The sequence below is a fragment of the Sphingoaurantiacus capsulatus genome, assembly GCF_042648405.1.
GTDB lineage: Bacteria > Pseudomonadota > Alphaproteobacteria > Sphingomonadales > Sphingomonadaceae > Sphingoaurantiacus > Sphingoaurantiacus capsulatus.
The window spans coordinates 33,314-48,449 of record NZ_JBHRXV010000015.1 but is presented as its reverse complement, the minus strand read 5'-3'; the positions used below and the strand labels follow the sequence as shown (position 1 = coordinate 48,449).

15 protein-coding genes are annotated in these 15,136 nt (G+C 67.3%); 9 read left to right on the top strand and 6 right to left on the bottom strand.

What is annotated here, in order from left to right; genetic code table 11:
• Positions 1-55 precede the first annotated feature (55 nt).
• The gene (locus ACFOMD_RS18020) at positions 56-472 is read right to left on the bottom strand and encodes a hypothetical protein (RefSeq protein ID WP_380864106.1); all 417 of its coding nucleotides are present in this window, start codon (positions 470-472) and stop codon (positions 56-58) included.
• Between the two features lie 12 nt (positions 473-484).
• Entirely contained in the window at positions 485-1,738 is a 1,254-nt protein-coding gene (locus tag ACFOMD_RS18015) for an argininosuccinate synthase (protein ID WP_380864103.1), read from the bottom strand.
• A gap of 75 nt (positions 1,739-1,813) precedes the next feature.
• Between ACFOMD_RS18015 and ACFOMD_RS18010 the strand changes: the two genes are divergently transcribed.
• Complete coding sequence (locus tag ACFOMD_RS18010) at positions 1,814-2,233, top strand: DUF1801 domain-containing protein (RefSeq protein WP_380864101.1); 420 nt, start codon at positions 1,814-1,816, stop codon at positions 2,231-2,233.
• Positions 2,234-2,404: 171 nt separating this feature from the next.
• Here ACFOMD_RS18010 and rlmN read toward each other — a convergent pair whose 3' ends face one another.
• From rlmN to ACFOMD_RS17995, 3 genes are read right to left on the bottom strand one after another with little or no spacing between them, the layout of a single operon-like run.
• Positions 2,405-3,598 (bottom strand): 23S rRNA (adenine(2503)-C(2))-methyltransferase RlmN, encoded by a 1,194-nt coding sequence (gene rlmN / locus ACFOMD_RS18005; protein ID WP_380864099.1) that lies wholly within the window; start codon positions 3,596-3,598, stop codon positions 2,405-2,407.
• A gap of 45 nt (positions 3,599-3,643) precedes the next feature.
• Positions 3,644-4,873: an MFS transporter gene (locus ACFOMD_RS18000; RefSeq protein WP_380864096.1), complete on the bottom strand. Its 1,230-nt coding sequence runs from the start codon at positions 4,871-4,873 to the stop codon at positions 3,644-3,646.
• 3 nt (positions 4,874-4,876) lie between these two features.
• Complete coding sequence (locus ACFOMD_RS17995) at positions 4,877-5,515, bottom strand: histidine phosphatase family protein (protein WP_380864094.1); 639 nt, start codon at positions 5,513-5,515, stop codon at positions 4,877-4,879.
• Positions 5,516-5,622: 107 nt separating this feature from the next.
• Between ACFOMD_RS17995 and ACFOMD_RS17990 the strand changes: the two genes are divergently transcribed.
• The 8 genes from ACFOMD_RS17990 (at position 5,623) to ACFOMD_RS17955 (ending at position 14,415) form a co-directional block, all read left to right on the top strand.
• Complete coding sequence (locus ACFOMD_RS17990; RefSeq protein WP_380864091.1) at positions 5,623-6,333, top strand: CoA transferase subunit A; 711 nt, start codon at positions 5,623-5,625, stop codon at positions 6,331-6,333.
• The gene (locus ACFOMD_RS17985; RefSeq protein ID WP_380864089.1) at positions 6,333-7,001 is read left to right on the top strand and encodes a CoA transferase subunit B; all 669 of its coding nucleotides are present in this window, start codon (positions 6,333-6,335) and stop codon (positions 6,999-7,001) included. Before ACFOMD_RS17990 ends, ACFOMD_RS17985 begins: the two co-directional genes overlap by 1 nt.
• 194 nt (positions 7,002-7,195) lie before the next feature.
• Positions 7,196-7,846, top strand: a complete 651-nt coding sequence (locus tag ACFOMD_RS17980) for a 2-hydroxychromene-2-carboxylate isomerase (RefSeq protein ID WP_380864086.1) — start codon at positions 7,196-7,198, stop codon at positions 7,844-7,846.
• 82 nt (positions 7,847-7,928) lie between these two features.
• Positions 7,929-9,029, top strand: coding sequence for a DNA polymerase III subunit beta (gene dnaN / locus ACFOMD_RS17975; protein ID WP_380864083.1), 1,101 nt, complete (start codon positions 7,929-7,931; stop codon positions 9,027-9,029).
• Entirely contained in the window at positions 9,026-9,505 is a 480-nt protein-coding gene (locus tag ACFOMD_RS17970) for a hypothetical protein (RefSeq protein WP_380864081.1), read from the top strand. The genes dnaN and ACFOMD_RS17970 overlap by 4 nt, the downstream gene beginning before the upstream one ends.
• A 79-nt stretch (positions 9,506-9,584) precedes the next feature.
• Positions 9,585-10,721, top strand: a complete 1,137-nt coding sequence (gene recF, locus ACFOMD_RS17965) for a DNA replication/repair protein RecF (RefSeq protein WP_380864079.1) — start codon at positions 9,585-9,587, stop codon at positions 10,719-10,721.
• Between the two features lie 4 nt (positions 10,722-10,725).
• Positions 10,726-13,146 (top strand): DNA topoisomerase (ATP-hydrolyzing) subunit B, encoded by a 2,421-nt coding sequence (gyrB, locus tag ACFOMD_RS17960; protein ID WP_380864076.1) that lies wholly within the window; start codon positions 10,726-10,728, stop codon positions 13,144-13,146.
• Between the two features lie 129 nt (positions 13,147-13,275).
• Positions 13,276-14,415, top strand: coding sequence for a GGDEF domain-containing protein (locus ACFOMD_RS17955; RefSeq protein ID WP_380864111.1), 1,140 nt, complete (start codon positions 13,276-13,278; stop codon positions 14,413-14,415).
• On the opposite strand, the gene ACFOMD_RS17950 is transcribed toward ACFOMD_RS17955, so the two are convergent.
• A complete protein-coding gene (locus tag ACFOMD_RS17950) occupies positions 14,407-15,126 on the bottom strand; it encodes a hypothetical protein (RefSeq protein ID WP_380864073.1) in 720 nt (239 codons plus the stop codon). The two genes, ACFOMD_RS17955 and ACFOMD_RS17950, sit on opposite strands and share 9 nt — an antisense overlap.
• Positions 15,127-15,136 lie beyond the last annotated feature (10 nt).

Sequence of the window (15,136 nt, the reverse complement as noted above, 5' to 3'; positions counted from 1 at the left end):
GTGCGCCAACTATCTCGCCAACTCAGGGTATGCTTCCGTGTAGCGTCATCCCGCTCTAGCTCGTCCAGCCCGCCGCGCGCTGGGCGTCGACCTGGCCGTCGGCGTCGACCGCGACGATCGCCAGCACCCCGTCGTCTTCCTCGACGATGGTGTAGGCCACCGTATAATTCAGCAGTTCGGCGCCGCCCTCGTCGGTGAAGCGCCAGCGCGCCACGGCGCGCGCCGCGGCGTCGGGCAGCGGCTCGAGGCTCTCGACCGTCAGCTCGATCTTGCTGACGCCCTTGTCGTCATAGAGCTGGCACAGCGTCTCGACGCCGGCGCGCACCTCGTCCTCGGTCTCGATGAAGGTCGTCCGGCCGCCCGCCACCATGATCTGCGGCAGCGCGTAGTGCGCGACGATCGCCTCGACGTCGATCGCATCCCACGCCTCGCCATAGCCGGCGAGGAATTTGGTGACGGCGGCTTCCTTCATCGACCCGATCCCTTAGAGGCCGGCGCGGCGGCCGATGATGCGCAGGCGCAGCGCGTTCAGCTTGATGAAGCCTTCCGCGTCGCGCTGGTCATAGGCGCCGGCGTCGTCCTCGAAGGTGACGATCTTGTCCGAATAGAGCGACTTCGGCGACTTGCGGCCGACCACCCAGGCGCTGCCCTTGTAGAGCTTCAGGCGAACCGTGCCGGTGACGTTTTTCTGGCTGTAGTCGATCGCCGCCTGCAGCATCTCGCGCTCGGCCGAGAACCAGAAGCCGTTGTAGATGAGCTCGGCGTAGCGCGGCATCAGCTCGTCCTTCAGGTGCATCGCACCCTTGCCGAGCGTGATCTGCTCGATCCCCCGGTGCGCGAGGTGAAGGATGGTGCCGCCCGGCGTCTCGTACATGCCGCGCGACTTCATGCCGACGAAGCGGTTCTCGACGAGATCGAGCCGGCCGATGCCGTGGGTGCGGCCATAGTCGTTGAGCTTCGCGAGCAGCGACGCCGGCGACAGCCCCTCGCCGTTGACCGCGACGGGGTCGCCGTCCTCGAAGTCGACGGTGATATATTCGGGCGTGTCGGGCGCGTCCTCGGGGTTCACCGTGCGCGAATAGACGTAATCCGGCGTCTCTTCCCACGGATCCTCGAGCACTTTGCCTTCCGAGGAGGTGTGCAGCAGGTTGGCGTCGGTCGAGAAGGGCGACTCACCGCGCTTGTCGCGCGGGATCGGAATCTGATGCTCCTCGGCGAACTTGATCAGCGCCTCGCGGCTGGTCAGGTCCCACTCGCGCCACGGCGCGATGATCTTGATGTCGGGCTTCAGCGCATAATAGCCGAGCTCGAAGCGCACCTGGTCGTTGCCCTTGCCGGTGGCGCCGTGGCTGACCGCGTCGGCGCCGACCATCTGCGCGATCTCGATCTGGCGCTTGGCGATCAGCGGCCGCGCGATCGAGGTGCCGAGCAGATACTGGCCTTCGTAGAGCGCGTTGGCGCGCATCATCGGGAAGACGTAGTCGCGGACGAACTCCTCGCGGAGGTCCTCGATGAAGATCTCCTTCACGCCGAGCAGCTCGGCCTTCTGGCGCGCCGGCTCCAGCTCCTCGCCCTGGCCGAGGTCGGCGGTGAAGGTCACCACCTCGCAATTATAGGTCTCGCGCAGCCACTTCAGGATGACGCTGGTGTCGAGGCCGCCCGAAAAGGCGAGCACCACCTTCTTCACGCGCTGGCCGTCGTCCGACTCATGCGGGAATTTCTTCACGTCCTGCGACATCCGTGCTTTCCTGACCTAGCTGGGTTTGGCGCCCCCTTAGAGGCGCGGGACCCCGGGTGCAATGCGGGAGGGCGCATGGCCGAGACGAAGACCAGGGCGACGGCGGCGAGCGTCGACGATTTCATCGCCGCCGCCGAGCCGCCTCAGCGGAGCGAAGACGCGAAAATCGTTGACGCGATGCTCCGCCGCGTCACCGGCGAAACGCCGAAGATGTGGGGCCCGACGATCGTCGGTTACGGCCAATATCACTATCGCTACGACAGCGGCCATGAAGGCGACATGTGCCGGCTCGGTTTCAGTCCCAGGAAGACGCAGCTCGTGCTCTACGTGCTGACCGGCGCCGAGGGCGAAGACGCGCTGCTCGCGAAGCTCGGCAAGCATTCGACCGGCAAATCCTGTCTCTACATCAAGAAGCTCGCCGATGTGGACATGGGCTTGCTGGAGGAAATCGCCCGTCGCTCGCTGGCGTGTATGAAAGAGAAGTATCCGATCTAGCGCTGCTATAGTCCCTCTCCCGCTTGCGGGAGAGGTTAGGTGAGGGTGTGCGAGCCCAGCGAGCTTATCGTCGTCAGGCGTGAAGCGGATAGGGCGATACACCCTCACCCTCCCAGCCGCAGGCTGGGCCCCTCCCTCTCCCGCAAGCGGGCGAGGGGATTCAGGCAAGGGCTAAGCCGCGTCGTCCCAGCTCAGTTCCTTCTCCGCCGCGCGGCGGTCGAGTTCGGCGCGGCTGACCTTCTCCGACGCCGACTTGAGCTGCCCGCAGGCGGCCATGATATCGCGGCCGCGCGGGGTGCGCACCGGGGCGGAGATGCCGGCGCGGAAGATGATGTCGGAGAAGCGGGCGATGCGGTCGTCGTCCGAACAATCATAGCCGACGCCCGGCCACGGGTTGAACGGGATCAAATTCACCTTCGCCGGCAGCTTGTACTGCTTGATCAGGCGGACCAGCTCGCGCGCGTCGTCGTCGCTGTCGTTCTTGTCCTTCAGCATGACGTACTCAAACGTGATGCGCCGCGCGTTGTTGGCGCCCGGATAGGCGGCGCAGGCGGCGAGCAGTTCGTCGATGCCGTATTTCTTGTTGATCGGCACGATCTCGTCGCGGACTTCCTTGGTCACCGCATGTAGCGAGACGGCGAGATTGACGCCGATCTCCGCGCCGGCGCGCGCCATCATCGGCACCACGCCCGAGGTAGACAGCGTGATGCGGCGCTTCGACAGCGAGATGCCGTCGCCGTCCATGACGATGCCGAGCGCCTTCTTGAGATTGTCGAAATTGTAGAGCGGCTCGCCCATGCCCATCATCACGATGTTGGTCAGCAGGCGGCCATCGGGCGGGCTCGGCCATTCGCCCAGACTGTCGCGCGCCAACATCACCTGGCCGACGATCTCGCCGGCGGTGAGGTTGCGCACCAGCTTCATCGTGCCGGTGTGGCAGAAGCGGCAGTTGAGCGTGCATCCCACCTGACTCGACACGCAAAGCGTGCCGCGGTCGGCGTCGGGGATGAACACCATCTCATATTCGTTGCCGTCCGGCGACCGCAGCAGCCATTTGCGGGTGCCGTCGGTCGAGACCTGCGCAGTCACCACCTCGGGGCGGTCGATGACGAATGTTGAGGCGAGGAAGGCGCGCGTGTCCTTCGTGATGTTCGACATGCCATCGAAATCGGTGACGCCGCGGTTGTAGACCCACTGCCAGATCTGAGTGGCGCGCATCTTCGCCTGGCCTTCAGGAATGCCCGCCTCGACCAGCGCCTCGCGCAGCTCGACCTTGGTCAGGCCGATGATTTCCACTCGGCCGTCGTCACGCACGACGTGCGCGCGGGGGACGGGAACGGGGTCGATGGCGCCGGGAATCTGCATAGCGGCGATGCATCTAGTGTCGCGCCGTGGCGAAAGAAAGGCTTCCTAGCGCCGCAGGCGCGCGGCCGCCCAATCAACGGGCTGGATGCGCGGCACGAGGAACAACCAAGCGAGCGCGCCGACCGCCGACACGCCGGCGGTCAGGTAGAAGGCGCCCGAGTACCCGGACGCATCGACGATCATGCCGGTGACGATCGGGCCGATGATGCCGGAGAAATTGCCGATGAAGTTCTGCGTGCCGATCCAGCGGCCCGCCGCCCGCGCGCCGGCGAACACCTGGCCGATCAGGTAAACGCCGACGCTGTTGATCCCCATCGTGCCGCCGGTGAACATCAGCCAGCCGAGCGTCGCGGCGCGGCTGTCGACCATGACGATGCCGAGGATGCCGACCGCGCCGCCGACATGGCCGATCAGCATCAGCCCCCGGCGTACCGCCGACGCGGAATGGCCGCGCTCGATCAGCCGGTCGCTGCCCCAGCCGGCGAGCAGCGCGACGAGCCCCTGCGCCGCGAAGGTCAGCGCGGTGAAGGTCGCCATCTCGGCAAGGGTGAAGCCGCGCACCGTCGTCAGGTAGAGCGGCAGCCACGACAGCAGGAAATAGAAGCCATAGTTGCTGGTGAAATGGCCGAGGCATACCGCCCAGAGCGTGCGGTGGCGCAGCACCGCCGAGAAAGGCAGCTCGTTTGCCGTGGTGTCGGTATCGATCGGCGCGGTTCGGATGAAGCGCCGCCACGGCAGCAGCCACAGCAGGGTCGCGAGGCCGAACACCGCGAACATCACCCGCCAGCCATAGGTGGCCATGATCAGCCCGCCGACCAGCATGCCGAACGCCGGGCCGAAGGCGAGCGCGGCCCCGACGCCGGCGTTGGCGCTGCCACGATGCTCCGCCGGCACGTCGCGCGCGATCAGCTTGGCGCTGGCCGGAAAGGCGGCGCTTTCGCCGAGGCCCAGCAGCATGCGCAGCGCCACCAGCGGTGCGAGGCCGGGCGCCAGCGCCATCGCCGCCGTCGCCCCGCCCCACACGGCGACGCCGCCGGCGAGCAGCTTTTCCGCGTTGAACCTGTCGACCATCCAGCCGGTGAGCAGCTGCGCCGGGCCGTAGATCCAGAAGAAGGCCGAGACCGCGATGCCGAAGGCGGTCGCCGACAGCGCCATCTCTTCCTTGATGAGCGGGGCGGCGACCCCGATCATCCCGCGGTCGACATAGTTGATGAACAGCGCCGCCACGAGCATCAGGGTCAGCGGCAGGGCGGGACGGCGGCTGTCGGTGGTCATCGTTTAGAAGCCCTTGGTCATCACCGCCGCGCCGGTGCCGACATGCAGCGCGGTTTCGGCGCCATTCTCGACGCGGAAGATCGTCCCCTGCGGCGCGCCGTCGGCGAGCGGGACGCAGCCGGGCTCGAAGGGCGTACCGCCGACCAGCATCCCGCGCAGCACCCGCGCGGTGATGCCGTGGGTGATGACGATCGCCGGAAAGCGCGGGTCGAGCCGCGCCAGCCAGGCCGTCAGCCGCTCGGCGATCTCGGGATACCATTCGCCGCCCGGCGCGCGGGTGATGAACAGGCCCCGCTCGGGATCGACGATCGCGCCCTGCTCGGCGACGATGTCGGCATAATAGCGCCCCTCCCAGTCGCCGACGCCGATCTCGAGCAGCCCCGGATCGGTGCGTACGTCGAAGAAGGGGTGCCCGAGATGCTCGGCGATGATCGACGCGGTTTGCAGCGTCCGGCCCGCCGGCGACGCCCAGAAGTCGAGCCGCTGGCCGCTGCCGAAATGCGCCCGCAGCGCCTCGCCCATCGCCTCCGCCTGCGCGATGCCGGCGCGGGTCAGCGGCGTGTGCGCGCTCGCCCCCTGCATCCGCGCACCGGCGTTGAACACGGTTTCGGCGTGGCGGGCGATGTAGAGCGGTGCGGTCATGAAGCGATTGGGTAGCCCGGCGGGGCCTCCCACGCTAGGACGCTTTTCATTCGACGGCGCCCGCGCTAGATCGCGGGTCGGAAAACCTGAATGGGGATTCAACTTCGATGGCCAGCAAGCTGTTCGCCGATGCCCGCACCGCCCTCGAGGGGCTGCTGTTCGACGGGATGACGGTGATGTCGGGAGGCTTCGGCCTCTGCGGTATTCCGGAGAACCTCATCGCCGCGCTGCGCGACAGCGGCACCAAGGGCCTGACGGTCATTTCCAACAACGCCGGCGTCGATGAGTTCGGCCTCGGCCTCCTGCTCCAGACGCGGCAGATCGCCAAGATGATCAGCAGCTATGTCGGCGAGAACAAGGAGTTCGAGCGGCAATATCTGTCAGGCGAACTGCAGCTGGAGTTCAACCCTCAGGGCACGCTCGCCGAGCGCGTCCGCGCCGGCGGCGCGGGCATTCCGGGCTTCTACACCAAGACCGGTGTCGGCACGCTGGTGGCGAAAGGCAAGGAGCACAAGGACTTCAACGGCGAGACCTACATCATGGAGACCGGCCTCGTCGCCGACCTCTCGATCGTCAAGGCGTGGAAGGCCGACCCCTACGGCAACCTCATCTTCCGCAAGACCGCGCGCAACTTCAACCCGATGATGGCGACCGCCGGCAAGGTCACCGTCGCCGAGGTCGAGGAGCTGGTCGGCCCCGGCGAGCTCGACCCCGACCAGATCCACACCCCCGGCATCTTCGTCCAGCGACTGATCGTCGGCCGCGACTACGAAAAGCGTATCGAGCAGCGCACCGTGCGCCAGCGGGAGGCCGCCTGATGCCTTGGAACCGTGACGAGATGGCGGCGCGCGCCGCGAAGGAGCTGAAGGACGGCTTCTATGTCAACCTCGGCATCGGCATGCCGACCTTGGTCGCCAACTATATCGCGCCGGGCATCGACATTACCCTACAGTCAGAAAACGGCATGCTCGGCATGGGGCCGTTCCCCTACGCCGGTGATGAGGATGCCGACCTGATTAACGCCGGCAAGCAGACGATCACCGAGCTCGACCGCTCCTCCTATTTCAGCTCGGCCGACAGCTTCGCGATGATCCGCGGCGGCCATATCGACCTCTCGATCCTCGGTGCGATGGAAGTGTCGGAAACCGGCGACCTCGCCAACTGGATGATCCCGGGCAAGATGGTGAAGGGCATGGGCGGCGCGATGGACCTCGTCGCCGGCGTCAAGCGCATCATCGTGCTGATGGATCATAATTCGAAGGCGGGTGAGGCGAAGTTCAAGAAGGCCTGCGACCTGCCGCTGACGGGCCTCGGCGTCGTCGATATGATCATCAGCGACCTCGCAGTGTTCGAGCGCCCGGCGAAGGGCGAGGCTTTCCGGCTCGTCGAGCTGGCGCCCGGGGTCACGGTCGAGGAGCTGAAAGCGAAGACCGAGGCGCATTTCGAGGTGGCACTGGCAGATACGGGCGCGGTCGCGGTGAGCTAAAGTCGCGACGCCCAAGGAACTCCCCCCCGAGGGGAGGGGTAAGGGGTGGGCTGCCCTGATTGCGGCCGCCTTTCGAACCTCTCGCCCGCCCCAAGAGCCCACCCCTCAATCCCCTCCCCCTCGGGGAGGGGAGGCGACAAGCCTCGACGGCACCGATAGTCTCCCCCCAAAGGACAAAATCCTTGGGGGCCCGCATGACTCTTTCCGTCGACATCTTCTGGTCGTTCCGATCGCCCTATTCCTATCTGGCGACGCCGCGGCTGCTTGAGATTCGCGACCGCTACGACCTCAATCTCAACTTCCGCCCTGTCCGCCCGCTGGCGGTGCGCGACGCCGCCTTCTTCGAGCGGGTCCACCCCAACTGGCCGATGTATGTGGTGCGCGACTGCTTCCGCCTCGCGCAGATGGCCGGGCTGCCGTTCGCGCCGCCACGGCCCGACCCGATCGTCCAGAATATGGCCACCCGCGAGATCGCGACCGACCAGCCGCATATCGGCCGGCTGACCCGGCTGGGGCAGGCAGCGGTCGAGCAGGGCGACGGGCTGATGTTTGCCGACAAGGTGGCGCGGCTGATCTGGGGCGGCACCGCCGGCTGGAACGAGGGCGATCATCTCGCCGACGCCGCCACGGCGTCGGGCCTCGACTGGGCGACGCTCGACCGGGCCGAACGCGAGGAAGGCGAGCGGCTCGACACCGCCATCGCTGCCAACGAAAGCGCGCAGAACGCCAGCGGCCATTGGGGCGTGCCGCTGATGGTTTTCGACGGCGAACCCTTCTTCGGGCACGACCGGATCGACGTGCTGCTGTGGCGGCTGGGCCAGAACGGGCTGAAACCCCGTCCCTAGGGTAAATTTTCGCTGTGCGCGGCCCCCGGCCCGGCTATAGTCGCCGGCTATCAGGGGTGCGATTTTTCTACGAGGATCACGAATGAAGGCGACTGTCGAACGCGCGACGCTGCTCAAGAGCCTGGGCCACGTCCAGTCGGTCGTCGAGCGCCGCAACACCATTCCGATCCTGTCGAACGTGCTGATCGAGGCGACCGGCGACGCCATCCGCCTGATGGCGACCGATCTCGACCTGCAGGTCGTCGAATCCTTCGCCGCGCAGGTGTCGACGCCAGGTGCCACCACCGTGTCGGCGCACACGCTGTTCGATATCGCGCGCAAGCTCCCCGAGGGCAGCCAGGTCGAGCTGTCGGTCGACAACAACCGCATGTCGGTGGTCGCCGGCCGCGCCCGCTTCAGCCTTGCGACGCTGCCGCGCGACGACTTCCCGGTGATCGCCGAGAGCGACCTGCCGACGCATTTCTGGCTGCCGGCCGAGACGCTGAAGCAGATCATCGACAAGACCAAATTCGCGATCTCGACCGAGGAGACGCGCTACTATCTCAACGGCATCTTCATGCACATCGCCGACGGCAACCTGCGCGCCGTCGCCACCGACGGCCACCGGCTGGCGCGGGTGACGACGCCGCTGCCCGACGGCGCCGCCGGCATGCCCGACGTGATCGTGCCGCGGAAGTGCGTCGCCGAGGTCAGGAAGCTGCTCGACGAGGCGGACACCGACATCGAAATCTCGCTGTCGGCCTCGAAGATCCGCCTCACGGTGGGCAACGCGACGCTCACCTCGAAGCTGATCGACGGCACCTTCCCCGACTACAGCCGCGTCATCCCGACCGCGAACGACAAGCTCTTGAAGCTCGACCCGAAGAGCTTCGCCGAAGGCGTCGACCGCGTCGCCGCCATCGCCAGCGAGAAGACCCGCGCGGTGAAAATCGCGCTGGACCGCGACCGCGTGACCCTCTCGGTCACCAGCCCCGAAAACGGCACCGCCGCCGAGGAAGTCCCCGCCGACTACACTTCGCCGCCGATCGAGGTGGGTTTCAACGCCCGCTACCTGCTCGACATCCTGAACGAGATCGAAGGCGACACGGTCGAGGTCCACCTCGCCGACGCCGCCGCCCCGACCCTGATCCGCGAGGACGACAAGTCGCCGGCGCTCTACGTGCTGATGCCGATGCGTGTGTGATCGAGGATGACGGAAGTCGAAGCGACCAAGTCGACCTTGGTTCGCTCCGCTCCCCGATCCTCTTCGAGATTATTGAAGATACCGGTCAATTTCTGACGGTTGAGCTTATCGAGACAACCGGCCTCGGGGCACTCGAAAGAATCGACGAGCTGATCGGTGATGCTCGGCCGATCCGACCTCAGGCCGGCGACCGCACGGTGCGCCTGATCTGGAACTATGTGGCGTACTTCATCGTCGCTGAGAGCTTTTATCTCTTCAAGCCAGGTGCGGCATCGAGTGCCGTTGTCGAAGAGGTGGCGGGTGAAGAGGATTTTCTCAGTTACGTGAGGTCGCGCACTTGGAATTCCGACGACCATTTTGGGCGGCTGTCGCATTGGAAAATTCAGAGTTCTGACCATGTCGTGCACATCGCGGCTCGCGGTGCGCCGGAGTTCCATCTGGTCGGAGTAGTCGAGGGGACGGTCGGTAACGACTGAATGCCTCAGGGTCGCGCTAACCGCTACAGTCCGGTAGGACATCTGCGTGACTGCGTCTCCCCATCCCGATACCCCGCAAATGCCCGCCCCGAGCTGGGTCGCGCGGGTGGCATTGCGCGACTTCCGTTCCTATATCGATCAGGCGGTCGAGGTCGGCGGCGGGCCGGTGGTGGTGACCGGCGAGAATGGCGCGGGCAAGACCAATCTGCTCGAGGCGATTTCGCTGTTGTCGCCGGGCCGCGGGCTGCGCGGGGTGGCGATTTCCGAACTGGCGCGCAGCAGCGGCCCGGCGACCTGGGCGGTGGCGGCGCGGGTTGAGAGCGGTGCCAAAATGCCGGGGAGTGCTGTCGAGATCGGCACCGGCACCACCGCGACGGCACGCGAGCGGCGGCAGGTGCGGGTCAACGGCGCCAATGCCGCGGTGACGAGCCTCGGCGACTGGCTGTCGGTGCTGTGGCTGACGCCGGCGATGGACCGGCTGTTCATCGAGGGCGCGACCGGGCGGCGGCGCTTCCTCGACCGGCTGGCGCTGGCGCTGCACCCGGCGCACGCGAGCCATGCCGCCCGCTATGAGGCGGCGATGCGCGCGCGCAACCGGCTGCTCGGCGACGACCTGCCCGCCGACCCGGCGTGGCTCGCCGCGCTGGAGCGCAAAATGGCCGAGCATGGCGTCGCGGTGGCCGAGGCGCGGCGCGATACGGTGACTGCGCTGAGCGCCCGTCTCGCGTGCGCGCCCGAGGGCGTGTTCGCGCGCGCACGTGTGAAGCTCGACGGATGGGCCGAGGACGCGCTAGAGAGGGCGCTGACGGCAGAGGTCGAGGATCGCTTCGCCGCCGAGCTGGCGCGGCTGCGCGGGGCGGATGCCGCCGCGGGGCGGGCGACGCTCGGGCCGCACCGGTCGGACCTGTCGGTGGTGCATGCGGGCAAGGAGATGCCCGCCGAGCGCTGTTCGACCGGCGAGCAGAAGGCGCTGCTGCTGGGACTGATCCTGGCGCATGCCGAGCTGGTCGGCGAGCGGCGGGGGCGGGCGCCGGTGCTGCTGCTCGACGAGGTGGCGGCGCATCTCGATGCCGGTCGGCGCGACGCGCTGTTCGGCCGGCTGGTGCGCATGGGCGCACAGGTTTGGATGACCGGCACCGACCGGTCGTTGTTCGAAGGCCTTGAAGGCCGGGCAAGTTTCGTGGCCGTCGAAGAGGGACGGCTCACAGAAGGATAAGAAGTTGAGCGACGAACCGATCGAACAGACGAAGCAGACCAGCGACTATGGCGCCGACGCCATCACCGTGCTCCGCGGCCTCGACGCCGTGCGCAAGCGCCCCGGCATGTACATCGGCGACACCGACGACGGCTCGGGCCTGCATCACATGGTGTTCGAGGTCAGCGACAACGCCATCGACGAGGCGCTGGCCGGGCACTGCGACCGCATCCTGATCACACTCAACCCCGACGGCTCGGTCTCGGTCGAGGACAATGGCCGCGGCATCCCGACCGGCATCCACGCCGAGGAGGGCGTTTCGGCGGCCGAAGTCATCATGACCCAGCTGCACGCCGGCGGTAAGTTCAACAACAGCGACGACAATGCCTACAAGGTGTCGGGCGGCCTGCACGGCGTCGGCGTCTCGGTGGTGAACGCGCTCTCCAACTGGCTCGACCTGCGCATCTGGCGCGACGGACACGAGCATTACATGCAGTTCCGCCGCGGCGATCCCGTCGCGCCGCTGGCGGTGGTTGGCCCCCAGGGCGACCGCAAGGGCACACAGGTCACCTTCCTGCCCTCGCCCGACACCTTCAAGATCGTCGACTTCGACTTCGACAAGCTCGAGCATCGCTTCCGCGAGCTGGCGTTCCTCAACTCGGGTGTCCGTCTGCTGCTGACCGACGCGCGCCACGCCGAGCCGAAGGCGGTCGAGCTCTATTACGAGGGCGGCATCGCCGCGTTCGTGAAATATCTCGACGCCGCGAAGACCGCGCTGATCCCCGAGCCGATCGCGGTGCGCGGCGACCGCGACGGCATCGGCATCGAGGTCGCGCTCGAGTGGAACGACAGCTATTACGAGCAGGTCCTCTGCTTCACCAACAACATCCCGCAGCGCGACGGCGGCACCCATCTGGCCGCTTTCCGCGCCGCGCTCACCCGCACGCTCAACAATTATGCGGACAAGAGCGGCATCCTGAAGAAGGAGAAGGTGTCGCCGTCGGGCGAGGACATGCGCGAAGGGCTGACCGCGATCATCTCGGTCAAGCTGCCCGACCCCAAGTTCGGCTCGCAGACCAAGGACAAGCTCGTGTCGTCCGAGGTGCGTCAGCCGCTTGAATCGCTGATGGCCGACAAGATGGCCGAGTGGTTGGAGGAGAACCCCAACCACGCGCGCACCATCGTCCAGAAGATCGTCGACGCCGCCATCGCCCGCGAAGCGGCGCGCAAGGCGCGCGAGGCAAGCCGCAAGGGTGCGCTCTCCATCGCCTCGCTGCCCGGCAAGCTCGCCGACTGCCAGGAGAAGGACCCGGCCAAGTCGGAAATCTTCCTCGTCGAGGGTGACTCGGCCGGCGGCTCGGCGAAGCAGGGCCGCAACCGCCACAACCAGGCGATCCTCCCTTTGCGCGGCAAGATCCTGAACGTCGAGCGCGCGCGCTTCGACCGGATGCTGGGGTCGAAGGAGATCGGCACGCTGATCCAGGCGCTCGGCACCGGCATCGGCCGCGAGGAATTCAACGCCGAGAAGCTGCGCTATCACAAGATCGTCATCATGACGGACGCCGACGTCGACGGCGCCCACATCCGCACGCTCTTGCTGACCTTCTTCTACCGCCAGATGCCCGAGCTGATCCGCAACGGTCACCTCTTCATCGCGCAGCCGCCGCTCTACAAGGTCACGCGCGGCCGGTCGGAGGTCTACCTCAAGGACAATGCGGCGCTCGACGACTATCTGGTCGAAACCGGCCTCGGCAATCTGGTGCTGGAGACGCATATCGGCAGCCGCTCGGGCGACGATTTGCGCGCGCTCGTCGAGCACGCCCGGCGTGTGAAGACGCTGATGACCTATGTCCCCAAGCGCTACGACGAACGCGTCGTCGAGGCGCTGGCGCTGACCGGCGGGCTCGACCCGGCGCTAGACGGCAACCGCGACAAGCAGAACGCCGCCGCCGCCGCGGCGGCCGCCTGGCTCAACACGGCCGACGGCGAAACCGGCTGGCTGGCCGACACGGCCGAGGACGGCGGCTACCATCTCCAGCGCGCCGACCGCGGCGTCACCGACCATTATGTCATCGATCGGGCGCTGCTGATCTCCGCCGAGGCGCGCAAGCTGCACGCACTGGCGCGCGAAGAGGCCGAGACCTACGCCAAGCCGGCGAAGCTCGGCGAACTGTCGGTCAACCGGCCGTCGGACATCCTCGGCGCGGTGTTCGAGGCCGGCCGCAAGGGCCTCGCCATCCAGCGCTACAAGGGCCTTGGCGAGATGAACGCCGAGCAGCTTTGGGAAACCACGCTCGATCCGTCGAACCGCTCGCTGCTGCGCGTCGAGATCCAGCAGGCCGATCTCGCCGACGAGATCTTCACCAAGCTGATGGGCGATGTCGTCGAGCCGCGCCGCGAGTTCATCCAGGACAATGCGCTGAACGTCGCTAACCTCGACGTGTAGCGTTGAGGCCGGAGATTATCGGCCAATAACAGCGGACGATGACGAAAGGCCGATATCGTGTTAACCCTGTATTGACCATCTTGCCCTAGGGACGGGGGAAGACGGCCACAGGGGGATGCACAAACGGTGATGCGCTGGCTCGACGCGCTCTTTCCGCCGCCGCCGGCCGAGCTGCGCGACGCGCTGGTGCGTTTCCAGTACCACGCCGTCCGCCGCCAGATCCCCTCGCTGCACCTGACCGCGCTGGTCAACGTCTGCATCGTCATGGCGGTGCTGTGGCACACCGGGTCGCCGGTCTATCATTATGCCTGGATGCCGCTGGTCGGCGCGTTCAACCTGCACCGCATCTGGCTGTGGCGGTCACAGACCGACGCTGTGCCGCCACACGCCGAGCGCTTCCTGCGCCATTCGACCTATGCGGCGATCGGATCGGTAACGGCGATCAGCGTCTACAGCGCCACCACCTATGCGCTGGACTGGTTTCCCTATCCGATCCTGATCCCGATCTCCTTTGCGTTCGGGTCGTTCAGCATCGCGCACGGCCTCGCCTCGATGCGCCCCGCCGCCTCGTCGGTGATCGCCATCGGCATCTTCCCGTCGGCGACCGTCATGATCCTGAGCGGCGACTTCCTCTCGCTCTGCCTCGGCGTCAGCGCCGCCAGCGTCGCGCTGCTGCAGCTGCGCTTCCTGACGGAGCATCAGTCGCACATCTGGGCGACGCTCGCGCTCCAGCAGGAGGTCGAGCAGCTCGCCAACCGCGACGGCCTCACCGGCCTGATGAGCCGCCGCGCCTTCCTCGCCGCCTGGGAGGCGGAGATGGTCGCCGAGACCCGCCCGCCGCGCGCGCTGCTCGTGCTCGACATCGATCATTTCAAGGCGATCAACGACCGGCACGGCCATGACGTCGGCGACCGCGTGCTGTTCCAGTTCGCCGCCCTGCTCGCCGGCGCGCTGCGCGGCACCGACCTTGCCGGCCGCTTCGGCGGCGAGGAGTTCCTGCTACTGGTCGACGCCGACCGGCCCGCCGACGCCGAGGCGCTGGCGGTGCGCCTCGCCCGGCTGATCGACGGCCACGACTTCCGCTCGCCGGGCTGCCCGGTCGAGCATGTGACGGTCAGCATCGGCGTCCATTGCGTTGACGTCGCCGAGCCGAGCTTCGACGCCGCCTTCAGCCAGGCCGACGCCGCGCTGTATGCGGCGAAGTCGGCGGGCCGCAACTGCGTCCGCCTCTGCGAGGCCACCGCCGCGCGCAGCAGCGCCTCAGCGTAGGCGAACGGCGCGCCGCATCGTCCACGCCGCCCCGGCGATGGCGACGGTGATGAAGAACATGACCCAGGCGGCATGACTATCGGGCTTCGCGATGATCGCCGGCACATGCAGGATCAGCGCGAAGGACAGGCACATCGCCGTCATCAGGCTGGCCGCGTGCCGCGCCTGAACGCCGGCCAGGATCGCGAGGCCGGCGAGGCAATGCGCAACGCCGGTCGCCCACGCCCAGAAAAGCCGCTCGGGAATCCACGCCGGGATCATGTTCGCGGTGAAATCGGCATAGACGAAGTGGCAGGCGCCGAAGACCAGCGCGGCGAGGCCGAACGCCACCTGCGCAGCCCGCACCAACGCCGGCCGCTGCCGTTCATGGCCGAGGATCATCACCCCCGCCGCCGCCAGCGAGCCGATCTCGGCAACACCCAGCCAGGCGGCGAGGTTGAGCGGATCGGCCGCGGCGCGCGGCAGGTCGAGCAGCACCACCCAGACGCCGTAGGTGACCGCGAGCGCAAGCCCGCCGGAGGCAACGCGATGCGGGATCAGCGCGAGGGCGCCGACGATGATCAGCAGCGCGCCGCTGAGCAGCGCCAGCGGCTCGCGCAGTGGCACGCCTTTGGGCACCGGCTGCCATTGCAGCGCGAAATCGGCGAAGGCGAGGCCGACGAGGCCGAGACCGATGGTCCCGACGGCGAGAAGAGCGGAATCGTTGCGCATGACACCCCGT